The sequence below is a fragment of the Sorangium sp. So ce381 genome (assembly GCF_051473845.1).
Lineage (GTDB): Bacteria > Myxococcota_A > Polyangia > Polyangiales > Polyangiaceae > Sorangium > Sorangium atrum.
The window spans coordinates 3,730,535-3,754,362 of the sequence record NZ_CP150336.1 but is presented as its reverse complement, the minus strand read 5'-3'; the positions used below and the strand labels follow the sequence as shown (position 1 = coordinate 3,754,362).

At 71.3% G+C, this 23,828-nt stretch carries 13 protein-coding genes; 8 read left to right on the top strand and 5 right to left on the bottom strand.

Features of this window, described 5'->3' with window-relative positions:
• Positions 1–70: 70 nt before the first annotated feature.
• The gene (locus tag WMF29_RS14280) at positions 71–3,145 is read right to left on the bottom strand and encodes an ATP-binding protein (protein ID WP_437329348.1); all 3,075 of its coding nucleotides are present in this window, start codon (positions 3,143–3,145) and stop codon (positions 71–73) included.
• A gap of 416 nt (positions 3,146–3,561) precedes the next feature.
• On the opposite strand from WMF29_RS14280, the gene WMF29_RS14275 reads away from it, so the two are divergent.
• The gene (locus tag WMF29_RS14275) at positions 3,562–5,502 is read left to right on the top strand and encodes an ABC transporter ATP-binding protein (RefSeq protein ID WP_437329347.1); all 1,941 of its coding nucleotides are present in this window, start codon (positions 3,562–3,564) and stop codon (positions 5,500–5,502) included.
• 86 nt (positions 5,503–5,588) lie between these two features.
• On the opposite strand, the gene WMF29_RS14270 is transcribed toward WMF29_RS14275, so the two are convergent.
• Both WMF29_RS14270 and WMF29_RS14265 read right to left on the bottom strand, forming a co-directional pair.
• Complete coding sequence (locus tag WMF29_RS14270; protein WP_437329346.1) at positions 5,589–6,614, bottom strand: phosphatase PAP2 family protein; 1,026 nt, start codon at positions 6,612–6,614, stop codon at positions 5,589–5,591.
• A 60-nt stretch (positions 6,615–6,674) separates the two neighbouring features.
• Positions 6,675–7,016 carry a hypothetical protein gene (locus WMF29_RS14265; protein WP_437329345.1) on the bottom strand — a complete coding sequence of 114 codons (342 nt, stop codon included), beginning with the start codon at positions 7,014–7,016 and terminating at the stop codon, positions 6,675–6,677.
• Between the two features lie 577 nt (positions 7,017–7,593).
• Between WMF29_RS14265 and WMF29_RS14260 the strand changes: the two genes are divergently transcribed.
• Positions 7,594–7,980 carry a KGG domain-containing protein gene (locus WMF29_RS14260; RefSeq protein ID WP_437329344.1) on the top strand — a complete coding sequence of 129 codons (387 nt, stop codon included), beginning with the start codon at positions 7,594–7,596 and terminating at the stop codon, positions 7,978–7,980.
• A gap of 66 nt (positions 7,981–8,046) precedes the next feature.
• Here WMF29_RS14260 and WMF29_RS14255 read toward each other — a convergent pair whose 3' ends face one another.
• Complete coding sequence (locus WMF29_RS14255; protein ID WP_437329343.1) at positions 8,047–9,732, bottom strand: PE-PGRS family protein; 1,686 nt, start codon at positions 9,730–9,732, stop codon at positions 8,047–8,049.
• 814 nt (positions 9,733–10,546) lie between these two features.
• Between WMF29_RS14255 and WMF29_RS14250 the strand changes: the two genes are divergently transcribed.
• The 6 genes from WMF29_RS14250 (at position 10,547) to WMF29_RS14225 (ending at position 19,537) form a co-directional block, all read left to right on the top strand.
• Complete coding sequence (locus WMF29_RS14250; protein WP_437329342.1) at positions 10,547–12,199, top strand: FAD-dependent oxidoreductase; 1,653 nt, start codon at positions 10,547–10,549, stop codon at positions 12,197–12,199.
• A 211-nt stretch (positions 12,200–12,410) separates the two neighbouring features.
• Positions 12,411–13,478, top strand: a complete 1,068-nt coding sequence (locus tag WMF29_RS14245; protein ID WP_437329341.1) for a hypothetical protein — start codon at positions 12,411–12,413, stop codon at positions 13,476–13,478.
• Positions 13,478–14,932, top strand: coding sequence for an SBBP repeat-containing protein (locus WMF29_RS14240; protein WP_272103595.1), 1,455 nt, complete (start codon positions 13,478–13,480; stop codon positions 14,930–14,932). Before WMF29_RS14245 ends, WMF29_RS14240 begins: the two co-directional genes overlap by 1 nt.
• 23 nt (positions 14,933–14,955) lie before the next feature.
• Positions 14,956–16,554, top strand: coding sequence for a thrombospondin type 3 repeat-containing protein (locus WMF29_RS14235; RefSeq protein WP_437329340.1), 1,599 nt, complete (start codon positions 14,956–14,958; stop codon positions 16,552–16,554).
• A gap of 290 nt (positions 16,555–16,844) precedes the next feature.
• On the top strand, positions 16,845–17,948 hold the full coding sequence (locus tag WMF29_RS14230; protein ID WP_437329339.1) for a hypothetical protein: 1,104 nt from the start codon (positions 16,845–16,847) through the stop codon (positions 17,946–17,948).
• A gap of 233 nt (positions 17,949–18,181) precedes the next feature.
• The gene (locus tag WMF29_RS14225) at positions 18,182–19,537 is read left to right on the top strand and encodes a hypothetical protein (protein ID WP_437329338.1); all 1,356 of its coding nucleotides are present in this window, start codon (positions 18,182–18,184) and stop codon (positions 19,535–19,537) included.
• Between the two features lie 24 nt (positions 19,538–19,561).
• On the opposite strand, the gene WMF29_RS14220 is transcribed toward WMF29_RS14225, so the two are convergent.
• The gene (locus WMF29_RS14220; RefSeq protein ID WP_437329337.1) at positions 19,562–23,737 is read right to left on the bottom strand and encodes a hypothetical protein; all 4,176 of its coding nucleotides are present in this window, start codon (positions 23,735–23,737) and stop codon (positions 19,562–19,564) included.
• Positions 23,738–23,828 lie beyond the last annotated feature (91 nt).

Here is a 23,828-nt window from a genome sequence, read left to right as displayed (position 1 = left end):
TCGCAGGGTGACGGCGACCACGGCGCCACGACCTCGGGCCGGCCCGCGGGCCCCCCTCGCGCCGGGCCCCTCAGGCGCCCTCGAATCCCGGCAGACCCCGCCGGCCCGAGTCCCGAGGGCCGGCGAGCGGCAGGGTCACCTTGAAGGTCGAGCCCTCTCCCAGGGCAGAGCTCACCTCGATCGAACCATCCAGCGCTTCGACCACCTGCATCGTGATGTAGAGCCCCATGCCCAGACCGCCATAGTGCCGCGCCGACACGGCGCGCTCGAACCGCCCGAAGATCCGCCCGATGTGCTCCTGCGCGATCCCGATGCCGTGGTCCGCGATCGTCAACGTGGCCATCTGGCCCATCGGGGCGACGGTGATCTCGATCGGGTTTCCCTGACCATATTTGAGCGCGTTCGAGACGAGGTTTTCGACGACCTGCTCGAGCCGCACCCGATCCCAGCTCCCTGCGGCGTCGTCCGCCGCGCTCACGGTGACCCGCGAGCCCGCCTCCGCGATCTCGCCGCCCTCCTGGAAGCGAGACACCACCTGCCGGACGATGTCCGACAGCCGGACCGGCTCCAGCTCCAGGGCGAGGCGCCCCGCGGAAATGCGGGAGATGTCGAGGAGGTTATCGACGAGCCGCCTCAGCCGCTCGCTCTGCCGGCGAACGAGCCCGAGCCGGTCCATGAGCCACGGGAGGCGCTCGCTGTCAGGGCACAGCTCGGGCGCGCGGCGCATCAGGGTCTGGATCTGCAGCGCGAGCGGGGTGAGCGGCGTCTTCAGCTCGTGGGAGGCGATCGAGAGGAACTCGTCCCGCAGCGCGATCGCGCTCTGCGCGTCCCTGTACAGGCGCGCGTTGTCCACCGCGAGCGCGCAGCGGCGCCCGAGCTCCTCCGCCGCCGCGAGGTCCGCCCGGCTGTACCGGCGCTCGGATCGCACGACGATGAAGGTCAGCGTCCCGAAGAGCCGCCCCCGCCGCGCCAGCGGGACGCACATGAACGAGTGCCCCCCGATGGCCCGGATCACCCGGAGGTGATCGTCGTTCTGCGCGATGGCGCGCATCTGCTCGTCCGTGAAGTGCTCGATGAGCACCGATCTCTGCTCGAGGAGCACCTTGGTCGGCGGGTGCTCCGGGTTGCCGTCGAGCTTGGGCGCGAAGCGCTTCGCCTCCTCGGCCACGGCGGCGAGCGAGGGGTCCGCGTGCGCCACGCCCACCCGCCGGAAGGTGCCGTCCTCCTCGTCGAGCGCGTCGACGAGGCAGAAGTCGGCGAGGACAGGCACCGCGAGCTGCGCCACCCGCGCGAGCGTCGTGGAATAGTCGAGCGACTCGGCCAGCACCACGCTCGCCGCGTCCAGGAAGCGAGGCAGCTCCTGCGCGCGCTCCCGCTCCGCGGCCTCGACGGCGCGCCGCCGCATCCGCGCCATCTCGATCTGCGTCCGGACGCGGGCGAGGAGCTCGCGCGGCGAGAACGGCTTCACCAGGTAATCGTCCGCCCCCGTGTCGAGGCCCTCGACGACGGCGTCCTCCCCCGCCCGAGCGGACACGAGCACCACGGGGACGCTGCTCGTCCTCGGGTCCGCCCGGAGCTCCCGGAGGAGCGCCACGCCGTCGAGCTCGGGCATCATCACGTCGCTCACCACGAGGTCGGGCGGGCGCGCGAGCGCGGCCTCGAGGGCCGCCCGCCCGTCCGAGGCCGCCTCCACGCTCCACCTCGGCGTGAGCAGGTGGATGAGGTACTCGCGCATGTCCGCGTTGTCGTCGGCGACGAGGATCCGGCCCTCTCCGCCCCCCGGGGTGACCTGCGCGGGCGCGGCGTCGGCGCGCGACCCCGGGCCCGTCGGCGCCGCGCCTTCGCGCCCGCGCGAGGACCACTGGGACGCCTCGAGCACGTGGAGGTTCGCGCTCGCCGCCGAGGGTGCCGGCTCCGCGGCGGCGACCACGCGCTCCGGCGCCAGGTGCGCGCGGCCCCTCGGGATCGCCACGGTGAACGCGCTCCCCTGCCCCACCGCGCTCGAGGCGCGCAGCGAGCCCCCGTGCGCCTTGACGAGCTCCTGGACGAGGGCGAGCCCGATCCCGGTGCCCTCGATGCTCCGGCTGCGCGCGCCCTGCACGCGGTGGAACCGCTCGAAGATGCGCGGGAGCTCCTCCGAGGGGATCCCGGTGCCGGTATCGCGCACGGTCAGCTCGACGTGGTCCGGGTGGGCGCGCAGCGAGACCCCGATCTCCCCCTCGAACGTGAACTTGAAGGCGTTCGAGAGGAGGTTCATGACGACCTTCTCCCATTGCGCCGCGTCGACGTAGACGGGCTCGGGCAGCGGCGGGCAGTCCACGACGAGCGACAGGCCCGCGCCCTCGATCAGCGAGCGGAAGGAGCTCGCGAGCTCCGCGGTGAGCCGCGCGAGATCGGTGGGCGCAAACGACGTCTGGAGGCGCCCCGCCTCGATGCGGGAGAAATCGAGCAGCGTGTTCACGAGCCGGAGGAGCCGGAGGGTGCTCCTGTGGGCCGCGGAGAGGCCGTCGCCCGAGAGCGACCTCGCCTGGCTCGACAGCGCGTCCTCGACGCGCCCGAGGATGAGGGTGAGCGGGGTGCGGAACTCGTGGCTCACGTTGGCCACGAACTCCGTCTTGAGGCGGTCGAGCGTCGCGAGCTCGTCCCGGTGCTGCGCGACCTCGCGCTCGAGCCGCCGCTGCTCGGTGACGTCCCGCCCCTCGGCGATCATGAAGACGACCTTGCCCTGCCGATCCTTGACGGGGTTCAGGTTGAAATCGATGGTGATGCGCCGCTCACCTTCGTTGCCCCCGAGGACATCCACGTCGTACCTGACGAACTCGCCGCGCGCCGCGCGCCGCACCGCGTCCTTCAGGCGCTCCTGGATCTCCGGCGAGCCCTGCCACCAGCGGCACTCCCAGAAGGGCACGCCATGCACCTCCCTCCGCTCCACGCCGGCGCCGCGGGTCGATGTATGGTTCGACTCCCAGCTCGTACCGTGGGCGTCGAGCAAGCCGAAGAACTGGAAAGAGCTGTTCATCGCGACCCGCGCCGCGAGGAGCCGCATCAGCCCCGACTCACGACCAGGGCTCGCGCGGGCGAGCTCCTGCTTCAGAAGCTCGGTGTCCCAGAGGAGATGTTCTTCCGAGTCATCCACAGGTCGCACGATCGCGAGGTCTTCCAGGCATTCGATGAAGTCGCGCCCTTCTGCGCGTTCCTCGCTCGACCGCTGTTTCATCCCTTCTCGCATCACGCTCGCGGCTGCTCGAGACAGAGAACAGCTCATCCTGATGCGCTTAGCGGAGATCGCCGACCACGCAAGGGCCGAGCGACAGCCACCTTGAACTTCCACGGGGGCCCGCGCGTGGATCCGGATCGTTCGAGCGCAGGGCCCCCTGCGTGCGCCGCAGCAGCCGATCACCACCGGCTGCTGCTGAGGCAGCAGCCCCCTCCCACCGTGCCTCCACGGTCACGGTCGAGGCAGAGTTGGCCCGGTTAGTGCATTTGCGGGCGGAGGGCGGGGGGCGGAGCGCGCAATAACCGTCAGCTCATGAGGGCGCGCTGGGCGCCCAGGACATCTCGGTGGAACCAAAGACATCTCTGCAGCGCGCCCCCGGCGCTCCGGTGCTCCCGGACACGCCCTTCCGCTTCATCCTTCATTTCGTCGGTCGTTACCGCGCCTGGTACCTGGCGATGTTCGTGTTCGAGTCGGCCCACGCCTCGTGCGGGATCATGATCCCGTACGCCATCGGGCAGGTCATCCAGGGGGTCACGCAGGCGTCGGGCGCTGGCCGGGCCGCGCTGAGCGGGCGGCTGCGCGACGCGCTGACGCTGTTCGTCGCGCTCATCGCCGGCGAGTTCCTGTTCAGCCGGATCGCCGGCCTCTGCCAGATCCTCGTCGGGCCGTGGCAGCGCCAGAACGTGACCCGCAATCTGTACGCGTACCTCCAGCATCACTCCCATCGTTACTTCAGCAACAACTTCGCCGGAGCGCTCGCCCACCGGATCAGCGAGACGTCGATGGGGGTCTCGCAGACCCTGTGGGCCATCCTCTTCGACTTCTGGCCCATCGCCATCGTCTTCTCGGTCTCGATCGGGCTGCTCTACCGCGCTCACCCGGCGCTCGCCGCGGTCGTCTCGGCCTGGGCGGTGCTGTTCGTCGGCATCTCCTACTGGCTCGCGACCCGGTGCCAGCCCCACGCGGTGCGCGCCGCGTCGGCGCGGAGCGAGACCACAGGCAAGCTCGTCGACTCGGTCACGAACCTCACGAGCGCGCGGCTCTTCGCCCGGTTCGGCTTCGAGCGCGCGTACCTCGACGAGCAGCTCAAGCAGGAGCTCCGCGCGGTCCGCCGATCGAACTGGTACTCCGAGCGCGTGCGCTGGTTCCAGTTCGCCTCCGCCGCGCTGCTCAAGGTGGGGACGCTCTACCAATCGCTCAGGCTCTGGGAGCGGGGCGACATCGGCGTCGCCGAGTTCGTCATGGCGACGAGCCTGTCGCTCCTCATCATCAACGAGGCGCGCAACCTCAGCCGCCGCTTCCTCGAGTTCTTCGAGTTCGTCGGCAACGTCGCGAACGGGGTGAACACCATCGTCCGCTCCCACGAGCTCGTCGACCGCCCCGAGGCCGTCGCCCCGACGGTCGAGCGCGGCCGGATCGAGCTCCGGGACGTGACCTTCGGGTACACGCCCGATCGGCCGATCTTCGAGGGCCTCAACGTGACGATCCCGCGCGGCCAGCGCGTCGGGCTCGTCGGCTTCTCCGGCTCCGGCAAATCCACCTTCGTCAGCCTCATCCTGCGTCTCTACGACATCGACTCCGGTCACATCCTGATCGACGGCGTGGACATCCGAGACATGACGCAGGACGCGCTGCACGCGCAGCTCAGCCTGATCCCGCAGGACCCGAGCCTCTTCCACCGGACGCTCCTCGAGAACATCCGCTATGGCCGGCTGAACGCGACCGACGCAGAGGTGGTCGAGGCCGCGCGGAAGGCGCACGCGCACGAGTTCATCATGCAGATGAAGGAGCAGTATCACTCCATGGTCGGCGAGCGCGGCGTCAAGCTCTCGGGCGGCCAGCGCCAGCGCATCGCCATCGCGCGGGTCATCTTGAAGGACGCGCCGATCCTCCTCCTCGACGAGGCGACCTCGAGCCTCGACTCGATCACCGAGCAGGCCATCCAGGACACGCTGGACGACGTCATGAAGGAGAAGACGGTGCTCGTCGTCGCCCATCGCCTCTCGACGGTGGTCCACCTCGACCGCATCCTGGTGTTCGAGAACGGCCGGATCATCGAGGACGGCACCCACGCCGAGCTGCTCGCGCGAAACGGTGCCTACAAGCGGCTCTGGAGCAAACAGTCGGACGGATTTCTGCCGGTGAGCGCCGCCGAGGAGCCTGCGGCGATGGAGGCGCCGCCGGTCCGCGTGCACGAAGCACCGCGGCTCCAGCCGGCGGCTGACCGCGCCGACGAGCTCCCACGGGGGACTCCGCTGAAAGCGTGGGAGGCACCGCTCGCCTGAGCGGCCGCCAGAAGGTCGCGTTGGACGACTACAGCCCCGCGGCGGGCGTCACGGGGCTAGAGCGCGCCGGCGCCGGAGAGGCGCGCTTACCGGAAGCTCCACGGCTGCGGCTGACCCATGCGGGCGCGGAGGCCCTCCTCCCAGCGGACGAGCCGCGGCGTGAGCCACGCCGTGCCCACCGCCAGGACGGCGCCGGCGACCACGTCGACCGCATAGTGCCAGCGGAGGAGCATGGTGGAGACGATGATGTTCATGGAGAAGAACGCGGCCACCACGGCCAGCCAGAAGAGGCGCCGGTCGGTGCGGGCGCGGTGGAACGTGTAGAGAGCGAACCAGAGCGGCGCGGCCGTGTGCAAGGAGGGAAAGACGTCCTTCATCGCGCCGCCGGCCTGCACGACGCTGCTCACGCAGCCCCAGAAGAAGCCGCCGTCGAGCGGCCCCTGATAGAGGTGCTTCAGCGCCTGGATGGGGCCGTACGCAGGGACGGCCATGTAGCCGAGCTGGCCAACACAGTAGACGATCGTGGAGCCGACCGCGTACTCCGTCGTCCCCCGGCCGGGGCGGGCGACCCAGACCGCCAGCACCATCGAGAGGAAACAGATCAAGAAGTAGCTGAAATAGAAGAAGGAGAACCACTCCACGATCGGGCGCGTGTTGAAGCGCTCCATCCAGAGCGCTGGCTCGACGCGGAAGACGAGGAGGTCGAGGTGGAGGAGCTCCGCGTCGACGCTGTCGCTCCGGACCGCCGGCAGGAGGGTCCGGAGCGACAGGTAGTTGAGGAGGAAGGCGCCGACGAGCGAGAGTCGGTAAAGGACGCTCCTCAGCGAGGGCGCCAGGAACGTGGCGCGACGAACGAGCACACAGACGGACACCAGGGCGGCGATGCCCGCCAGATTGCGGTTCATGGACTGCGCTCGCAGCTCCGTCGGCGGCGCCCCGAGCAGGAAGACCGTCGTCAAGGCGAGATAGCCGATGAGGATCACGTCGTGGAGAGCGAACACGCCGACCAGGCCGCGCAGAGCGTCCTTCAACAGCGCGCCTTCGGGCTCGACGTCGACCAGCCCGCCGGAGCCGGCGACCTCGTCACAGTCCGTTGTGAGCCTCTCTTGCATTCGGGGACGTTCCAGGGATGGCATGGTGCGCATGGGCTACTGACGCCGGGCCGCTCTGTATCACGTGTTCGCGCGTGGCGTCACCGTGACATCGGTGACGCTCCAGCGACCGGGAGGCAACAGGCTGAGCAACTCGGGGGCCACGCGGATGTCGAGTTTTTGACGGGCCGCCTCGCGCCGCTCGACGGCGGCAGGAGCCGCCGCGCCCCCGGCGCGGCGCCCAGGCGACAGCCCACCGCCGCCTCGGCGAGCCGCTCGCGTGCGAACGCGGCGACGCAGCGGCGCAGGGTCTACGCGTCGCCACGACGCTGCCGTCGCGTCCCAGGTTGCGCTGCCGGGCTCGCCGCCGCGCAGAATCTGCGCGGCGGCGAGCCCCTGGCTCTGCGCGACGGCTGCGCCCACGACGCCGGGGTCGGCGATGGTGTTCGAGAACGCGCGCCGTCAAGCACTCTGGGCACCGGAGCTCGATCCTCGCGGCGGCCCGGCGGCCGTGACGTCGGCGACGTCGCGAGCGCCCGAGTCGTCCACACGAGAGGGCGCTTGGATCTCGACCGCGCGCCGAGGACGAGGCGCGATGGCCCGCCCGCTCACGACCGGTGGGGCAGTCTGCCGCGCGGCGGGCCGTCCGCTGGAACGCCGGTCTCGGCCGGGCTGAGCGACGCTGGACGCAACGCGATGCAATCGGCGGTGCGCGCGTCGGCGCAGAAACCGCGTCCTCCCCCGGGTGCGCGCGAAGCGTCGCCGTAGCCTCACCCGGCTGGAGCGCACCCTGGACGCTCCCGAGCTCTCGCGAGAATCCACGGATGCCCCTTGGATCCGCGCCGGTGACGTCGAGTGTCCATGGATCCCTCTTCATGGCACTCACGTTGCAATCCCCCGGAGGAGCCGACATCGTTCAGCGACGATCCCACAGGGCACGACGCCTGGGTCGCCCGTGCGGGTGCTGAAGCGATGCGCCCAGACACCAAGGAGACGACTCATGTCACAGCAACACGGTCAGAGCAGCAGTCGTGGGTTCGCCGCGATGGACCAGAAGCAGCAACGCGCGATCGCGAGCATGGGCGGCAAGGCCGCGCACGAGAAGGGCACGGCCCACGAGTTCAGCTCCGAGGAGGCCCGCGCGGCCGGCCGCAAGGGCGGCGCGAGTGTGAGCCAGAATCGCGAGCACATGGCCGCGATCGGCCGCAAGGGCGGCGCGGCCGTGAGCCAGAACCGCGGCCACATGGCGCAGATCGGCCGCAAGGGCGGCGAGTCGCGCGGCGACGGACAGGGCGGCGCGCCGGGTGAGGGTGAGAGCGAGCGCGAGGGCGAGCAGGGCGGCAGCACCGCGCAGCGCGCCGACCAGCAGCGCCACGAAGCCAACTGAGCGGCGCTGCGGCTCGCCGGCGTCGGTGATCGGGCGCGCAGGGATGCCTGCGCGCCCGATCTGCCGTCACGGCGACAGGGTGACGAGGAAGACGTCGGCGTTGCTTCGGTCGCCCGCAGGCGCGCTGTGCTCGATGGCGGGGAGGCCTCCGCCGAGCTCGATCCGCTCGCCGTGGAAGAGGCCAGCGGCGACGGTGTTCCCGCTGCCGGTGACGGCCTGGGCCGTGGCGAAGCAGAAGACCCCATCGCGGTAGACGTCGGACCAGAGCTCCTCGGAGAAGTCCTGGCTGAGCTTCGCGACGAACGCATCGCCCGACTCGGGCGGCTCGATCTCGACCGGGGCCCCGCCGAGCTCGAGCGCCTCCGTGAAGTAACCGCTCAGCACGTGGTTGCCCCAGGGATCCTGCGAGAAGCCCCAGACGAACTCGTCGCCCGCGGAGGGAAGCCCGCGGGCGGCGAGCGGCGCACCCGTCGCTGCGTCGAGCCGGGCCAGGTAGAGGTCGTACTCCCCGACCGCGGCCTGCTCGATGTCCGTGGACCCGACGCGGAACGGAGCGCTGTAGTTGCCGAGGACGACCGGATGGCCGTCGAGCCCGAGGCTGACGAACTTGGCGAACTGCTCGCCGGCGGCGCCGAGCGACCGAGCCCAGGCGAGGCCGCCCGATGCGAGATCGAACCGCAGGACGAGCCCATCGATGCCGTAGATCGGCTCGCCGTCGCGCGAGCCGTCGACGGCGCTCTCCACGACGTGGCCGTCGATCTCGAGCTTTCCGCCGAACGCGCCGGCCGCGTAAAGGGCCGACTCGCCGACCGCGACGCTGCGGAAGCGCTGCCAGCTCTCCGCGGACCCGAATCGCCGGCTCCAGAGGTGGCCGCCGCTGGCGTCGAGCTTCGCGACGACGACGTTGGGACCGCCGCTCCCCTCGAGCGCGGTCCCGGGATCCTCGCTGAAATTGATGCTGCCGTCGACCATGCCGAGGACGACGATCTCGCCCGCCTCGGTGACGGCCACGGCCGTGGCGCCCTGGTCGAGCTCGCCGCCAAAGCGCTTGCTGAAGACGTGGTTGCCGTCGGCGTCGAGCTTGGCGACGAAGAGGTCCTTCCCACCGGCGCTCACGAGCGCCGTGCTCGGGTCCGCGCCGAAGTTGAGGGTTCCCTCGAACTCCCCGGCGACGACGACGTTGCCGATCGAATCCGTGGCCACCGCGAACGCAACCTGCTCGGACTTGTCGCCGAAGCGCCTGCTCCAGACGTGGCCCCCCGCTGCGTCGAGCTTCACGACGAAGAGGTCGAGATCACCCTCGCTCACGAGGGCGTCCGCCTCACCGCCGAAGTTGATCGCCGTCTCGAAGCCGCCGACCAGGACGACGTTCTCGTGCGGATCCGCCGCGATGGCCTCGATTCGCTCGTTCTTGGCCTCGCCGGCGCCGCGCCCCCACAGGGCATCTCCGAGGAACGCCGGAGGCTCGCCGCCACCACCGCCGCCCGCGCCGCCGCCGCCGCTTCCCGCGCCCCCCACTCCACCTGATGCGCCGGCGCCCGCTTCGCCACCTTGCCCGCCGGCGCCTCCGACTCCACCGCTGCCGCCGGCGCCGCCTTCACCGCCTTGCCCGCCGCCGGCTCCGGCCCCGCCCTGCCCGGCGGCGCCGCCTTCGCCGCCTTGCCCGCCGGCGCCCCCGACGCCGCTCGCCGACGAGGTGGAGCCGTCCTCGGGCTCCGAGTCGCAGCCGTCGCAGCCCAGGGGAAGTCCCATGCTCGTCAGAAGAGCAATCCGAGCCACTTTCGTCACGAAGTGCGCTTTCATCAATCCTCCATATCCCGACGAAGAGCCCGCGCCACGGGCGCTCGGTGGAGCCAAGGCTGGTCCGGCCCCCCCTCGCTGTGGGCTGTCGAACGTCCTCAATCTGCTGTGTCGTGGACGTCAAGTACGCGTGCGCGCGGATCGAATCAAGCAGCTGTCGCGACGGATTCGTGGCAACGATCGGCTCCCCGTGGATCCGCCGGAACGACGCGTCCCGCCTGGACGGCGCGCCTCGCCGGGACGGCGCCCCCGCGGACCAACAGTTCTCTCGCACGCTGGCCGCGATGGGCTCGGACGCACGCTGCGCGCCGCACGTTTGCCTCATCGTGGCAGAATGCCTCACCGTGAACCCCGCGGCACCTCCGACATACGTGCCGCGCCGAGCGGCGGTGGGCGCGGTACGCGATCTGCATTGTCCTGCGAGCGATGTGGGTGGCTTGGCTCCGGAGCGCCACGACTCTCTTTGCGCTCGCGCGCGTCGCGTGCACCGGCGACAAGCGCCGCGCGGGCAAGCGTCGGCGGCGCGCGGGAGGTCGGCGTAGTGACAGGGGCCTGACGAGCTCACCCGAGCGCGCGTTCGCGCGCGAACGAAGAGCGCCGCCGGCGCGCGTCCCCCCGCGCGCGCCGGCGGCGCGGCGGCCATGGAGGCCATGTCCGCGGCGTCCGGTGCCGCAGATCATCACGCCTCCCGGGCAGCGGACCACACGACCGATCACCGAGACGAAGCGCCAGGTGAAAGCCCTCGGCTTCCAGACGCGGAGCGCCTATGACAGAGCGAGCCTACGATAAGAACACCGCCTGGACCCACGCCGTCATCCCTCCGATGACCCCCCTCGCGACCGACCACGAGGCGGACGTGTGCGTCGTCGGCGCGGGGATCGCCGGGCTGACGACGGCATATCTCCTCGCGAAGGCCGGCAAGAGCGTCGTCGTCCTCGACAACGGCGCCGTCGGCGGGGGCGAATCGGGGCTCACCACCGCGCACATCACGCACGCGCTCGATCGGCGCTGGGCCTCGCTCACGAAGCTCCATAGCAGGAGCCGCCTGCGCCTCGCCGCAAGGAGCCACACGACGGCCATCGAGACGATCGAGCGGATCGTCGCGGAAGAGAAGATCGACTGTGAGTTCCGGCGCGTCCACGGCTATCTCTTCGCGGCCCCGGGGTCACCCCCGGCCACCCTCCGGGACGAGCTCGAGGCCGCGCAGCGCGCCGGGCTCGGCTCCACTCATTACGTCGACCGCGCGCCGCTGCTCGATTTCGATACGGGGCCCGCGGTCCGCTTCCCCGATCAAGCGCAGTTTCATATCCGCAGGTACCTCGCGGGGCTCGCGCGGGCGATCGAGCGCGACGGCGGCAAGCTCTACACGCTCGCGCACGTGGTCGACGTCGACGAGGGCGCCGTGCCTCACGAGGTCGTCGTCAGGACGGCCCGCGGGCACCGGGTGATCGCCGGCGAGGCCGTGCTCGCCACGAACTCCCCCTTCATTCCGCGCATCGCCGTGCACCTGAAGCAAGCCGGTTACCGGACCTACGTCGTCGGCCTGCGCATCCCCCGGGGCGCCGTCCCGCCGGGGCTCTACTGGGACACGGCCGAACCGTTCCATTACGTCCGCCTCGCCAACATCAACGGCGCGGACGGCCCGGACGAGGTGCTCCTCGTGGGAGGAGAGGACCACAAGACCGGACAGGCCAGCGACGCGGACCAGCGCCACGCGCGGCTCGAGGCGTGGGCGAGAGAGCGCTTCACGCAGGCCGGCGAGGTGCTGCACCGCTGGTCCGGCGAGGTGATGGAGACGGTCGACGGCCTCGCGTACATCGGTCGCGTCAAGAAGGGATCGAGGATCCTGATCGCCACGGGCGACTGTGGCAACGGCATGACGCACGGGACGATCGCAGGCCTCGTGATCTCCGACCTCGTGCAGGGCCGCGAGAGCCGGATGGCGTCGCTCTTCGATCCCACCCGCGTCAACCTGCGCCTGGCCGCCGTCTCCGAGTACGCGAAGGAGAACCTCAATGTCGCGTGCCAGTACGCCTCATGGTTCGGCAAGGGCGATGTCGATGACGTGGCGCAGATCGCGCCCGGCGCCGGCGCTGTCGTGCGCAGGGGCCTGAAGAAGCTCGCCGTCTACCGGGATCCGCAAGGGCAGCTCCACGAGATGTCGGCGATGTGTACGCACCTCGGCGGCGTGGTCTCGTGGAACTCCGCGGAGCGCAGCTGGGACTGCCGCTGTCACGGCGCCCGCTTCGACGCCGTGGGCCGCGTCCTCCGAGGCCCGGCGACGGCCGATCTCGCGCCGATCGCGCCGAGCGAGGCGCCGCTCAGCGCAGGAGGATCCATCTCGCCGCCGAAGGAGCGGGAGGGGGTCGCCGGCCCGACGCCCGCCGTGCCGCTGCCGCAGAGTCGCCCGGCCACGTGAACGGAGCGAGTCGCGAACGCCAACAACCGGTGAGCGCAATGGATGTGGATGGACGTGATCGACGTGATGGACGTGATCGACGCCATACGCGATGCGCGCGCCATGGGCCCATGAGCACGATGCGCGCGCGCTGGCGTAGTTGACCCCCGCGCGAGCGGCGTGCGATCATGATCGAGTAGTCCGGGACAGTCCCGGGCGGCTTGGTGATGAGATGAAATTGTTGCGCCCCCGTGCCTCCCGCGCCGCAGGCATAGCCCTGGCTGTCCTTTCGGTCGCCGGGGCGCTTCCGGCGCGGGCCGAGCCCTCGGCGGCGGATCGTCAGACCGCGCGGACGCTCCTCATCGAGGGGCGCAAGAAGCGCGACGCGGGGGACGTCGCCGGCGCCCGCGAGGATTTCCAGGCGGCCCATGCGCTCGTGCGCGCCCCCACGACGGGGCTCGATCTCGCGCGCGCCGACGAGGCGCTCGGTCGCCTGATCGAGGCCCGGGAGACGGCGTACGAGGTCGTCCACCTGCCCCTCGGGAGCGACGAGCCGCCGGTGTTCACGCAGGCGCGGGCGGCCGCCGCGACGATGGTCGAGCAGCTCGAGGCGCGCATCCCGTCGCTCCAGCTGCGGGTCGAGGGCGCGCCGCTGGACCAGATCGAGGCGCGCGTGGACGGCCAGCCGATCCCCCGCGCGGCGCTCCCCTACCCGCGCAAGCTCAACCCCGGTCGCCACGAGGTGGTGGTGACGGCGCCGGGCTTCCAGACGGGGCGGCGCGAGGTCACGCTGAAGCAGGCGGAGCGCGCGCCGGTGGAGGTCCGCATCCGCCTCGTGCCAGGGCCCTCGACCGAGCCGAAGGCAGGCGCGGCCGCAGGTGGGAGCATGGGTGCAAACGTGGGCGGCGGGCAGCTGCCGCCCGCGGATGCGCCGGCGGAGCCCCGCGCGCCGGTACCGCTGTGGGCATGGACGGCGGGCGGCGTGGGGCTCGCGGCGCTCGCGGGCAGCGCGGTGTTCGCTGTCGACCACATGGCCGCGCGGGCTCGGGTCGAGGAGGAGTGCCCCGGGTCCGTATGCGACCGGACCGTCCACGATTTCGAGAGCATGGAGGCGCTCCGAGCGCGGTGGAACCGCAGCCTGGGGCTCTCGGTGACCCTCGGCGCGGTCGGCATCGCCGGCGTGGGCGCGGCGCTGGGCGGCATCTTCCTGCGGCCCAGGGCGGGCGGCGAGCGGGCGTCGTCGCTCGTTCCGATCGCGACGCCCACGGCGCAGGGCGTGGTGTGGCAGGGGGTGTTCTGATGAGGGTGCGGTGGTTCTACCCGGCAACGACAGCCGGCGCGGCGCTCGGCGTCGTGATGGTCGGCGCTGCGGCGCTCGGCGCTGCGGCGCTCGGCTGCGCTCCCGAGCTCAGCCTGTCGACCCCCGCGGGGGCCGGCGGCGAGGGCGGCGGCGCGCCGCAGTCGGGCGGCGAGGTGCAGTGGGCGCGCGCGCTCGGGGGCGACGGAGAGCGTGCGGGGGCGAACGTGGCCGTCGCCGACGACCGCACCGCGGCGCTCCTCGGCAGGCTCACGAAGGCGGAGGACGTGGCCCTCGACGACGAGAGCGTGACCCCGATCGGCGAGGAGAACGTCTTCTGGGCGCGGCTCTCGGCGAGCGACGGGTCGGGGCTCGGGCTGAAGCGCTTCGGTGCGTTCGATCCGCAGACGGTGAACTCGCTCGTGCCGGACGGGAACGAGGGCCTGCTGGTCGCGGGGGAGTTCTCCGGCACGCTGGAGTTCGGCGGCGAGCCGCGCACGAGCGCCGGCGGGCGAGACGGCTACGTCGCGAGGCTCGACGCGGAGGGGCAGGAGCTGTGGCTGCAGCCGCTCGGGGGCATCGGCTTCCAGGCGGCGACGAGCGTGGCGACGACGGCGACGGGGCGCCTCGTCGTGGCCGGGCGCTTCTCGGGCGCGCTGCACGTCGGCGAGGACCGGCTCGAGAGCGCCGGGGGCAGCGACGTGTTCCTGGCCAGCTTCGACGCCGACGGCGCGCCGCTCTGGAGCGAGCGGTTCGGCGACGGCTTCGATCAGCAGGCCCGCGCCGTGGCGATGGACGAGCGCGGCAACGCGATCGTGGTGGGAGATTTCGCCGGCACGCTCGATCTCGGGGGCGATCCGCTGGAGAGCGCCGGGGATTTCGACGTGTTCGTGGCGAGCTTCGACGCGCTCGGCAAGCACCGCTGGAGCAAGCGCTTCGGCGACGCGGGGCCGCAGCGGGCCAAGGCGGTCGCGGTGGACGGGGCGGGCAACGTGATCGTGGGCGGGGAGTTCGGCGCGACGATCGATCTCGGCGGGGGCCCTCGGACGGCCGGAGAGCACCCGGCGGTGTTCGTGGCCAAGCTCGATTCGAAGGGCGAGCACATCTATAGCCGGGTGATCGGCGAGGACGGCGCGTCGCTGGGTCAGCTCCTCGTCGACGGCGCGGGGTACGTGGTCGTGGCGGGGGGGTTCCGCGGAGACACGACGCTGGCGGACGGCTCGGTGACGAGCGCGGGAGACGACGACGTGTTCGTGGCCAAGCTCGATCCGGACGGCGGCTACCAGTGGAGCCACCGCTTCGGCGGCGCTGGCGCGGACCGGGCGACGAGCGTGGCCATCGACAGCGACAGGCAGGTCTACGTGACCGGCGCGTTCACCGGGAAGGTGACGTTCGGCGAGAAGCGGATCGAGGGAGGCGAGGGCACGGACGTGTTCGTGACCAAGCTGTCGCCATGAAGGCCATGAAGGATGGAGGCGCGATGAAACGTGCGGGGACGAGGGGCGTGCGGTCGCGCGGGCGACGGTTGTCGGTGGGGCTCTTGGCGGGCCTGTTCGGGCTGATCCTGCCGGCCACGGGGTGGGCGGAGGACCCCGATACCGATCTGGATGGGGTCGTGGATTCCCAGGACAACTGCGTGCAGACCCAGAATCCGGACCAGGCGGATGCCGACGGCGATGCGGTCGGCGATGCGTGCGACGACTGCTCGTCCGTCGCCAATCCGAATCAACGGGATTCGGACTCCGACGGCGTCGGCGACGCTTGCGACAACTGCCCTGTCGCGATGAACCCGGACCAGTCGGATGCGGAGGCGGACGGCACCGGCGACGCCTGCGACGACGATGACGACAACGACGGTGTCCTGGATGCCGACGACAACTGTCCTTTCACGGCGAACGACGATCAGGCGGACTCCGATGGAGACGGCACCGGCGACGTCTGTGAGGCCGGTGACGACGACGGCGACGGCATCGACAACGACGTCGACAACTGCCGCGACGTCCCGAACTCGCTCCAGCAGGACAGAGACGACGACAAGATCGGCGATCTCTGCGACAACTGCCCTGCCACGCGCAATCCGAACCAGGAAGACAGCGACGGCAACGGCATCGGCGACTTCTGCGAGCCCGACATCGACGCCGACGGCGATGGGCTGCGCAACGCAGAGGACAACTGCCCTGCGGATCAGAACCCCGGCCAGGAGAACGCGGACGGGGACAGCCTCGGCGACGCCTGCGATCCCGACAGCGACGACGACGGCGTGGTCGACGTGGAGGACAACTGCGCTGTCGTGTCCAACCTGTTCCAGGAGGATACGGACGGCGACGGCACCGGCGATGCCTGCGAGGACGACGACGACAACGACGGCGTCGTGGACACGGAGGACAACTGCCCGCACGTGCCCAACCAGGATCAAACCGACGGCGACGGCGACGGCCGCGGCGACGCCTGCGACCTCGGGGCCGACGTCGACGGCGACCGGGACGGCATACCGGACGAGACGGACAACTGCCCGCACGTGCCGAACCCCGATCAGACGGACGCCGACGACAACGGCGTGGGCAACGCTTGCGAGGACGTGGACGGAGACGGCCTGAGCGACGCGGCGGACAACTGCGACGAGGAGTACAACCCCGATCAGGCCGACAGCGACGGCGACGGTCAGGGCGACGCCTGCGAGGAAGACGACGACAACGACGGCGTCCCGGACGAGCAGGACAACTGCACCTCCGTGCCCAACGCGGATCAGGCCGACAACGACGAGGACTATCAAGGCGACGCCTGCGACGTCGATGACGCGGACGACGACAACGACGGCGTCCCGGACGGCGACGACAACTGCCCGCTCACGGCCAACGCGGATCAGGGGGATGGCGACGCCGACGGGGTCGGCGACGCCTGCGACGACAGCGGTGGTGCGGGTAGCAGCGGCGGCGGGTCCACGGAGCCGGAGGTCTCGTCCGGGCTGGTCTGCGCGATGCAGCGAGGCGAGCGCGGCGGTACGCTCGTCGGCCTCGTGGCGCTCCTCGCCGGCGCGCTGGGCCTGGGCGCCCGCCGGCGGCGCGATCACGCAGCGTGACCGCCGCTGCGCGCGGTCCCGGGGCGCAGCGGCCACGCGGCCCCATGTGAACGCCGAGCGTGCCCGCTCGGTGGCTACCTGAAAGAGAAGCGGAAACTGCGAGCACAACGTGGGTTATCACCCCACGACCGCACGCCGGCTTCACGATGGCTCCGCGTTTTTTTCGCGATCGGTCATTTTTCTGAGCCGTGACCTGACCGCGGCGGAACTACTCCGGATGAACGCGCCGGTAGTCCCGCTCCGCAGCTCGCGCTGCGGACGGGAGCGCCTGAGCCACCTCTGGAGACACCATGCGCCTAGCTCTCTCTCTCTCGCTCTCGTTGGCGACCGCCCTGTTTGGACTCACCCTCAGCGCCGGCTGCAGCGACAGCACCGTTGACGGCGCCGCCCCGTCCGGCGGCGCGGGAGGAGGCGGCAGCGCGAGCGGCGGCGGCAGCGCGAGCGGCGGCAGCGCGAGCGGCGGCGGCAGCGCGAGCGGCGGCGGCAGCGCGAGCGGCGGCGGCAGCGCGAGCGGCGGCGGGGCCGGCACCGGCGCTGCGGGCGGAGGCATGGCGACCCCGACGAGCATCGTCGAGTGTCAGGGCAAGACGTACGAGTGCGGGGATCTCATCGACAACGACGGCGACGGGCTCCTCGACGCGCAGGATCCGGACTGCCTCGGCCCGTGCGACAACACCGAAGGCAGCTACTACGGCGGGATCCCCGGCCAGGCGGGGCCGGCGTGCACCGTCGACTGTTATTTCGACCAGGACTCCGGCTCCGGCAACGACGATTGCCACTGGAACCACAAGTGCGATGAGCACGAGGTCGCACCCGGGTTTCACCCCGAGTCGATCAACGGGACGATGTGCGCCTATGACAGCCGGGCCTCGACGCCGGGCGCAGCGGGCAAGAGCTGCAGCGATCTCAACGACGAGCAGTCCGATACCTGCCATACGATCTGCGGTCCTCTCACGCCGAACGGCTGCGACTGCTTCGGCTGCTGCGAGCTGCCGGCGGGCGGCGGCAAGTACGTCTGGCTCGGCTCCGACGCCGATGGCACCGGTGAAGGCTCCTGCTCGCGCGGCCACGAGTCCGACCCGACCCGCTGCGAGCCCTGCACGCCCGTGGATGCTTGCCTGAACGAGTGCGGCCACTGCGAGCTGTGCCTTGGCAAGGACACGCTGCCAGACGACTGCTTCGAGAACGGCACCAGCGGAGCGGGCGTCGGCGGTGGAGGCGGCGGAGCCGCGACAGGCGGCGGCGGAGACGCGACCGGCAGCGGTGGCGGGCCCACCGGCGAGCCCCAAGGCCAGTGCGTGACGGGGGTCCAGCCGTGCGGGCTCGCCGGCCAGGAGCCTTGTGCGGCAGGCTACTACTGTATCACCGGCTGCTGCCAGGTCATCCTGAACTAGCCCAGCGCCGGCCCGGGTTCTCCCTGGATTGGAGGACAGGGATAGAACCACGAAAGATATAGAAGAACCGGGGGTTTGGTATTCGCCCTGCTCGGCGCGCGCTGCGCCTGCGTGATTCACTGCCCCTGCTTGAAGCGGCGACGAGATCGCAGGCCGCGGCGCTGGCCGCTCACGGGCCGAGGAGCTGTGCCTGCGGCGACAAGACAGGTTCGAAAGGAGACGAGTCGATGGTGATGCGCTCGATATCTGTTGGATTGCTGTGCGCCTTGATGGGGATGGGGTGCGGCGGCGACGACGAGGGTCAGCCGCAGAGCTGCTCGGTGGCCGAACAGACAGGGTGCGCCGCGCCGCAGGTGTGCGAGGAGGTGGAGGGCGCCCAGCCCGCTTGCTTCGAGCCGGTGACCCTGAGGGGGCGCGTCTACGACTCGCTCGACGACAAGGCCGTCGCTGGCGCGCGCGTGCTCGCCCGGGACCCGAGCGACGCGGTGATCTCCCGGGTGGCGGTCACCGGAGCCGACGGGACCTATGAGCTCGTCGTGCCCGCGCGGCGCGATCTGAGCGGCGCTCCGGTCGAGGCCAACATCACGCTGCGCGCCGACGCGCAGGCTTACGAGACGTTCCCGAAGGCGCCGCGGGTCGCGCTGCCCATCGACCTCTCCACCGCGGCGGGCAAACCGCTCGCGATCGAGTCGGCGGCGACAGAGATCTCGCTGTTGCCGCTCTCGGACAGCGATGGGCTCGGTTCCATCTCCGGGGTCGTCCACGCCGACCAGCCCGGCGGGACGCTGCTCGTCGCGGGCGGCGCCACCGGCGCGGCCGATCTCGACGGCAGCTACACCATCTACAACGTGGCTGCGGGCGACGTGACGGTGAACGGTTATGCCGCTGGCCTCGCGCTCGACACGGCGAGCGCGACCGTCAGCGCCGGCAAGGAGACGACGGGCGTGGATCTTCACGCGACCGGAGACGCCACGGCGGTGGTGAGCGGCAAGGTCGAGATCGTGAATGCTCCAGGCGGGAGCGCGACCTCGGTCATCCTCGTCGTGGCCGATACATTTGACGAGGCGACCGCGCGCGGCGAGACCCCGCGAGGGCTCCGGCAAGGCGACGTCACCGGCGAGTTCTCTATCGCCGGGGTGCCCGATGGCGATTACGTGGTCCTCGCCGCGTTCGAGGACGATGCGCTCGTGCGCGATCCTGACACGTCGATTGGCGGGACCGAGATCGTGCGCATCACGGTCTCCGGCCAGGACCTGATGGTCCAGGAGTCGTTCAAGGTGACGGGCGCGCTCGGCGTGGTCTCGCCCGGCGCGAGCACGCTGGAGGAGGTGAGCGGGACACCGATGTTCGTCTTCGAGGACGACTCCAGCGAAGATCTGTACGAGGTGCGGTTGTTCGACGCGCTCGGCGCGAAGATCTGGGAGAACCTGGAGGTGCCCAGGGTGACGGGGAGCGAGACCGTCTCTGTCGAGTACGACGGTCCCGCGCTGATCCCCGGGATGATCTACCAGTTCAGGACCACCTCGAAGAAGGACGGCACGCCCATCTCGCAGACCGAGGACCTGAAGGGGGTCTTCGTCTACAGGTGATCGCAGGGCGCGCGGGCGCCGCCGTCAGCAGCGACGGCGGCGAGCGCGGCGCGCGCTGCCGAGCGCCACGAGGACGCCGCACAGCGCGAGCGCGCGGGCCGCTCCTGGCGCGTGCCCGGTCTCACCGCCCATGGCCGCATACGCGCAGCTGACGCTCAAACAGCAGCAGTGGCCCGGAGGCGCTCCTCCGTCGGATTGGCCTCCTCCCCCTTCCCCACCCCCGCCCGCCGCATCTCGGCCACCGCCGACCCCAGCGCCGCCCGCCCCGCCGGCATCGGTGGAGCAATCGCCGCTGGCGCCGTCACTCCTGCCTCCAGCGCCCTCGGCCGGTCCTCCGGCGTCGCCGGCGCCCGCGCCGCCGCCGCCTACGCCGCTACCGCCCGCGACGCCGCCGCCTGCGCCGCTACCGCCCGCGCCACCGCCGCCTGCGCCGTTACCACCCGCGCCACCGCCGCTTGCGCCGTTACTGCCCGCTCCGCTGCCGCCCGCTCCGCTGCCGCCCGGGTCGCCGCCCCCCGGGTCGCCGCCCGGGTCGCCGCCGCCTCCGACCCCTCCCACCGTGGCGCTGCTCGGCAGGTTCCGGCAGCCGAAGAAGGGATGGCACTCGTCCGTGGTCGTCGGATCCCCGTCATCGCAGTCGAGCGGGATGTCGCTCAGACAGAGTCCCTGGAAGCAGACCTCGCTGCCATTGCAAACATCGAAATCATCGCAGCTGGCGCCGTCCGGCAGCCTCACGTCCGCGGTACAGCTCCCTGCGCCGTCGCAATACTCCCCGGGATCGCACAGCGAGGTCGCGATGCGGCAGAGCGTGGTCGGCGGCTCGGCGGTGCAGAGATCCGAGCAGCAATCCCCGTTGTGCAGGTTGCCATCGTCGCACTCCTCGCCTAGCCCGAGCTCGCCATCGCCGCAGATGGCGGGCCTCACCGTGAGCACCGTCGGATCGGCCGTGCCGGCGAACAGGGGCTCGTCTGTCATCGCGCTCGACTCGTTGACGCCGTCCGAGTCCGCGTCGAAGAAGAGCGTGCCCTGGTTCGTGACGACGAGTCCATCGGTCAGGTGAAGGAGGATCGCTTCGATCGTGAGCACCACCCACTCCCCCGGCTCGACCTCGCCGTCCCAGCCCACCGTGTTGGTGGTGGGATCGGCCGAGACCGCGCCGCTGTCCGCGAACGCGCCTTCCAGCAGGAGCTCGGGCGGGATCACGTCAACGAACTCGAACCCTGCGTTGTCGTGCTGCACGCGCCCACCCGTGTTGCTGATGAGCGCCGTGTAGGCGACATCCTCGCCGGGGACGCGCTCGCTGAGGACGGTGAGATAGCAGATCAGGCGCGCTGGCACGGAGACGTCGATGCGCATATCGCTCTCGTTGTTCTCCGGCGCCGGATCGTAGTCGCTGGAGCTCACCTTCGCCGTGCTCTCGATCTCCTCGTTGACCGTGTGTGGCGCGAGCGTGGGCGCGACCAGGGTGACCGCGATCGACGAGCTCTCCCGTGCGGCGAGCGAGGCGCGCCGGCACACGAGCTCTTCGCCGGCCGGATCGCACGTCCAGCCGGTCCCCGAGGCGCTGACGAGGCTCGCCCCGGCGGGCAGCGCGGACGTCACGACGATGTCGCTCGCGTCGCCCGGCCCTTCGTTGGCGACGTCGATCGTCACGGTGAACTGCGCGCCCGGCGATACAGGATCCGGCGCGGCCTCCTGGGTGATGGCCAGGTCCGCCCCGCAGGCCCCGGATACGACCGGCACCGCCGCGAGCGCGATGTTGTCGACAGCGACGCCGCACGGCCCGGGGCGCCCGATATCCGTGCAGACCCGGCTGTCGTCCTGCGTGTAGTCGAATCGGAGCCTCACGGTCCGCCCGCGTAACCCCGCGCCAGGGAAGCGGATCGACACGTGCTTGCTCCCGCTGGAGCTGCCGGACCATACCGCGTTATCCTCGAGGTAGTCCGGGTCGTCGCGGGCCGGAAGGTGCTTGGGAAAGTGGTGGCTCCCGCCGGTGGTGATCCGCTCGGCGAACGCCTCCGCGAGGACCGTCCGGGGCGCGGCGCCAGCCGTGAGATCCTCCACGCGCAGCGTCAGACCGTCGAACGCCTGGATGAGCTTTTGCGGATCGTCCTCAAGCTCGTAGGTGAGATCGAAGTCGAGCGTGACGTAGGAGTTCCCGGAGCTCTCCGGGATGGTCACGGCGGGCGACACCAGCGCGACGAGCGACGTCGCCGCCTCCTCGTCGTGAAATGCCGCGTTGTTTCCGGGCGTCAGCGTCTGCGCGACGGTCCACGGCGAGGCGGAGGCCGACCCGCCGGCGCGCACCGACTGCCAGCCGGAGGGGAGCGCGGGCGCGCTCGCGGCGTTGAAATCCTCGCGGAGGAGGACCTCCGCGGCGCCCGGCGAGCCCGTCTCGAGCTGGATCGGCAGCTCGACCGTGCCCTGAGCCGAGCTCACCGTGAGCGTCAGGTCGATCGGCGTTCCCGGAACGAAGTCCCGGGCCGTCCTGAGGACGAACGGCGCGTCGCCCGCGACGGTGCGGAGGGGCTCGATATCGGGGTAGAGCGCGCTCGCCCTCACGATGGTCACGGAGGGCGTCTCCGTCGACAGCGTGGCGGTGATCCGCGAGACGGTCGTCCTGCCGGAGATCGGGTTGGCGAGGTAGTTCTCGAGGTAGACGCCGACGTCGACGAGCTCCCCCGGATCGATGCGCTCGTTCGCGAGGGCGCCGCACGCGGTGTCCGCGATCCGGGTGCCGGCCGCGCGCAGCGGCGGGACGCGCGCGAGCTCGTCGAGGACGTCCAGGTGGACGTTGGGCGCGATCAGGGATGTCGACGACGGCTGCCCCTCGTCGAACCTCGGCGGGGTGGCCGTCATGCTGAAGACGCTGTAGAGCTCGCCGGCGAGCGCCACGCCGCCGATGCGGTCGCCGAGGTTCTGCCGGGAGGCGTCGTTGCCGTGGCCCGCGTGAAAGGGGTGGTCCGAGATCGCCGCAGGTGGGCTGAAGGAGGCGCCTTGATCGCTCGACGCGGTGTGGACGATCTCGGTCATGTCGCCCGAGCTCTCGACATCCTGGTCGTAGTAGACGACGTGCGCCGTGCCGGTCGTTCGGTCGACGGCGACGAAGGGGAAGAACTGGGCCCGATCGCGCCCTGGATTGCTGTTGAGGAGGACAGCGGGGCCTGCGGTGCACTGCTCCGTGAAGGAGCGCAGCGCGATGTCCCCTGTCCCGCGGGCGCCGCTCCGCTGATAGACGACGTAGACCTGCCGCGTGGCCTGGTCGACGTCGATCGACGGGGCGCTCCTTCCTTGGTCGACGCCGAGGATCTGGTCTTCCGCGGGGTAGCTGGCCTCGTCGAGGTGGGTGAGCGGCTCCCAGGTGACGCCTCCGTCGATGGACCGGCGGCAACCGATGTTGCGCAGCGAGGTCCCCGGCTCGATGGCGCGAAAGACGGCGTAGACGACCGAGTCCCGGTCGGTCGCTCCGGGGAGGATGCGCGCGCTCGGCCCGTCGAGATCGCCGCCTGCAGGCGCCTGGGCGATCGTGGCCGCGGGCGACCAGGTGTGGCCGAGATCGTCGGAGTGGCTGTAGAGGATCCTCGGAGACGCTCCGCCGCGCTGAACCCAGGTGACGGAGAGGCGCCCGGTCGCCGCGTTGACGTCGATGGAGGCCTGCTCGGCGCTCTCCCCCGCGACGAACGCGGGAGCCACCTCGACCGGTGCAGACCACGAGGAGCCGGCCGTGCTGCCGGGGTTCGAGCCATGGATGCAGAGGCCCTGGAGGCCGTCGGTGGGCCGGACGTAGGTGGAGGAGCTGACGAACACGTCGCGGGTCGGATCGTGGACGACGCGGGGGGCGCCGAGCACCCGCCCGCCGGCGGCCGAGGGCAGCGCGCCCACGCCGTTCGGGCCGAGGACCTCGGCGAAGGATCTGCCGCCGTCGGCGGAGCGCGCGACGCCGGACAGGCTGATCGGATCTGCGAGGGCGCCGCGCGGATCGGTGTAGGTCGCGACGAGGATGCTCGCGTCCGCGTTGGCGGCGATCGCGGCCTGGTGCTGGGCGCCGAGCGCATCGGGCGCGTGCACGGTGCGGTCGGCGCTCGCGGCGGCCGCGAGCCGCGCCGAGCCGAGCGTCTCCGGTTCGTCGCTGCCACAACCGGCGCCGGCGGTGAGGAGCCCCCCGCTGAGCAACCAAGCGACCGTGCGTCGCGCGCGCATAACACCTCCGAACCCAGATAGATGCCGCGAGCTCGCAGGACGTGCCGATTTCCCCGACATTGGGCGGCCTGGCCGGCGAACGGGCGCGATG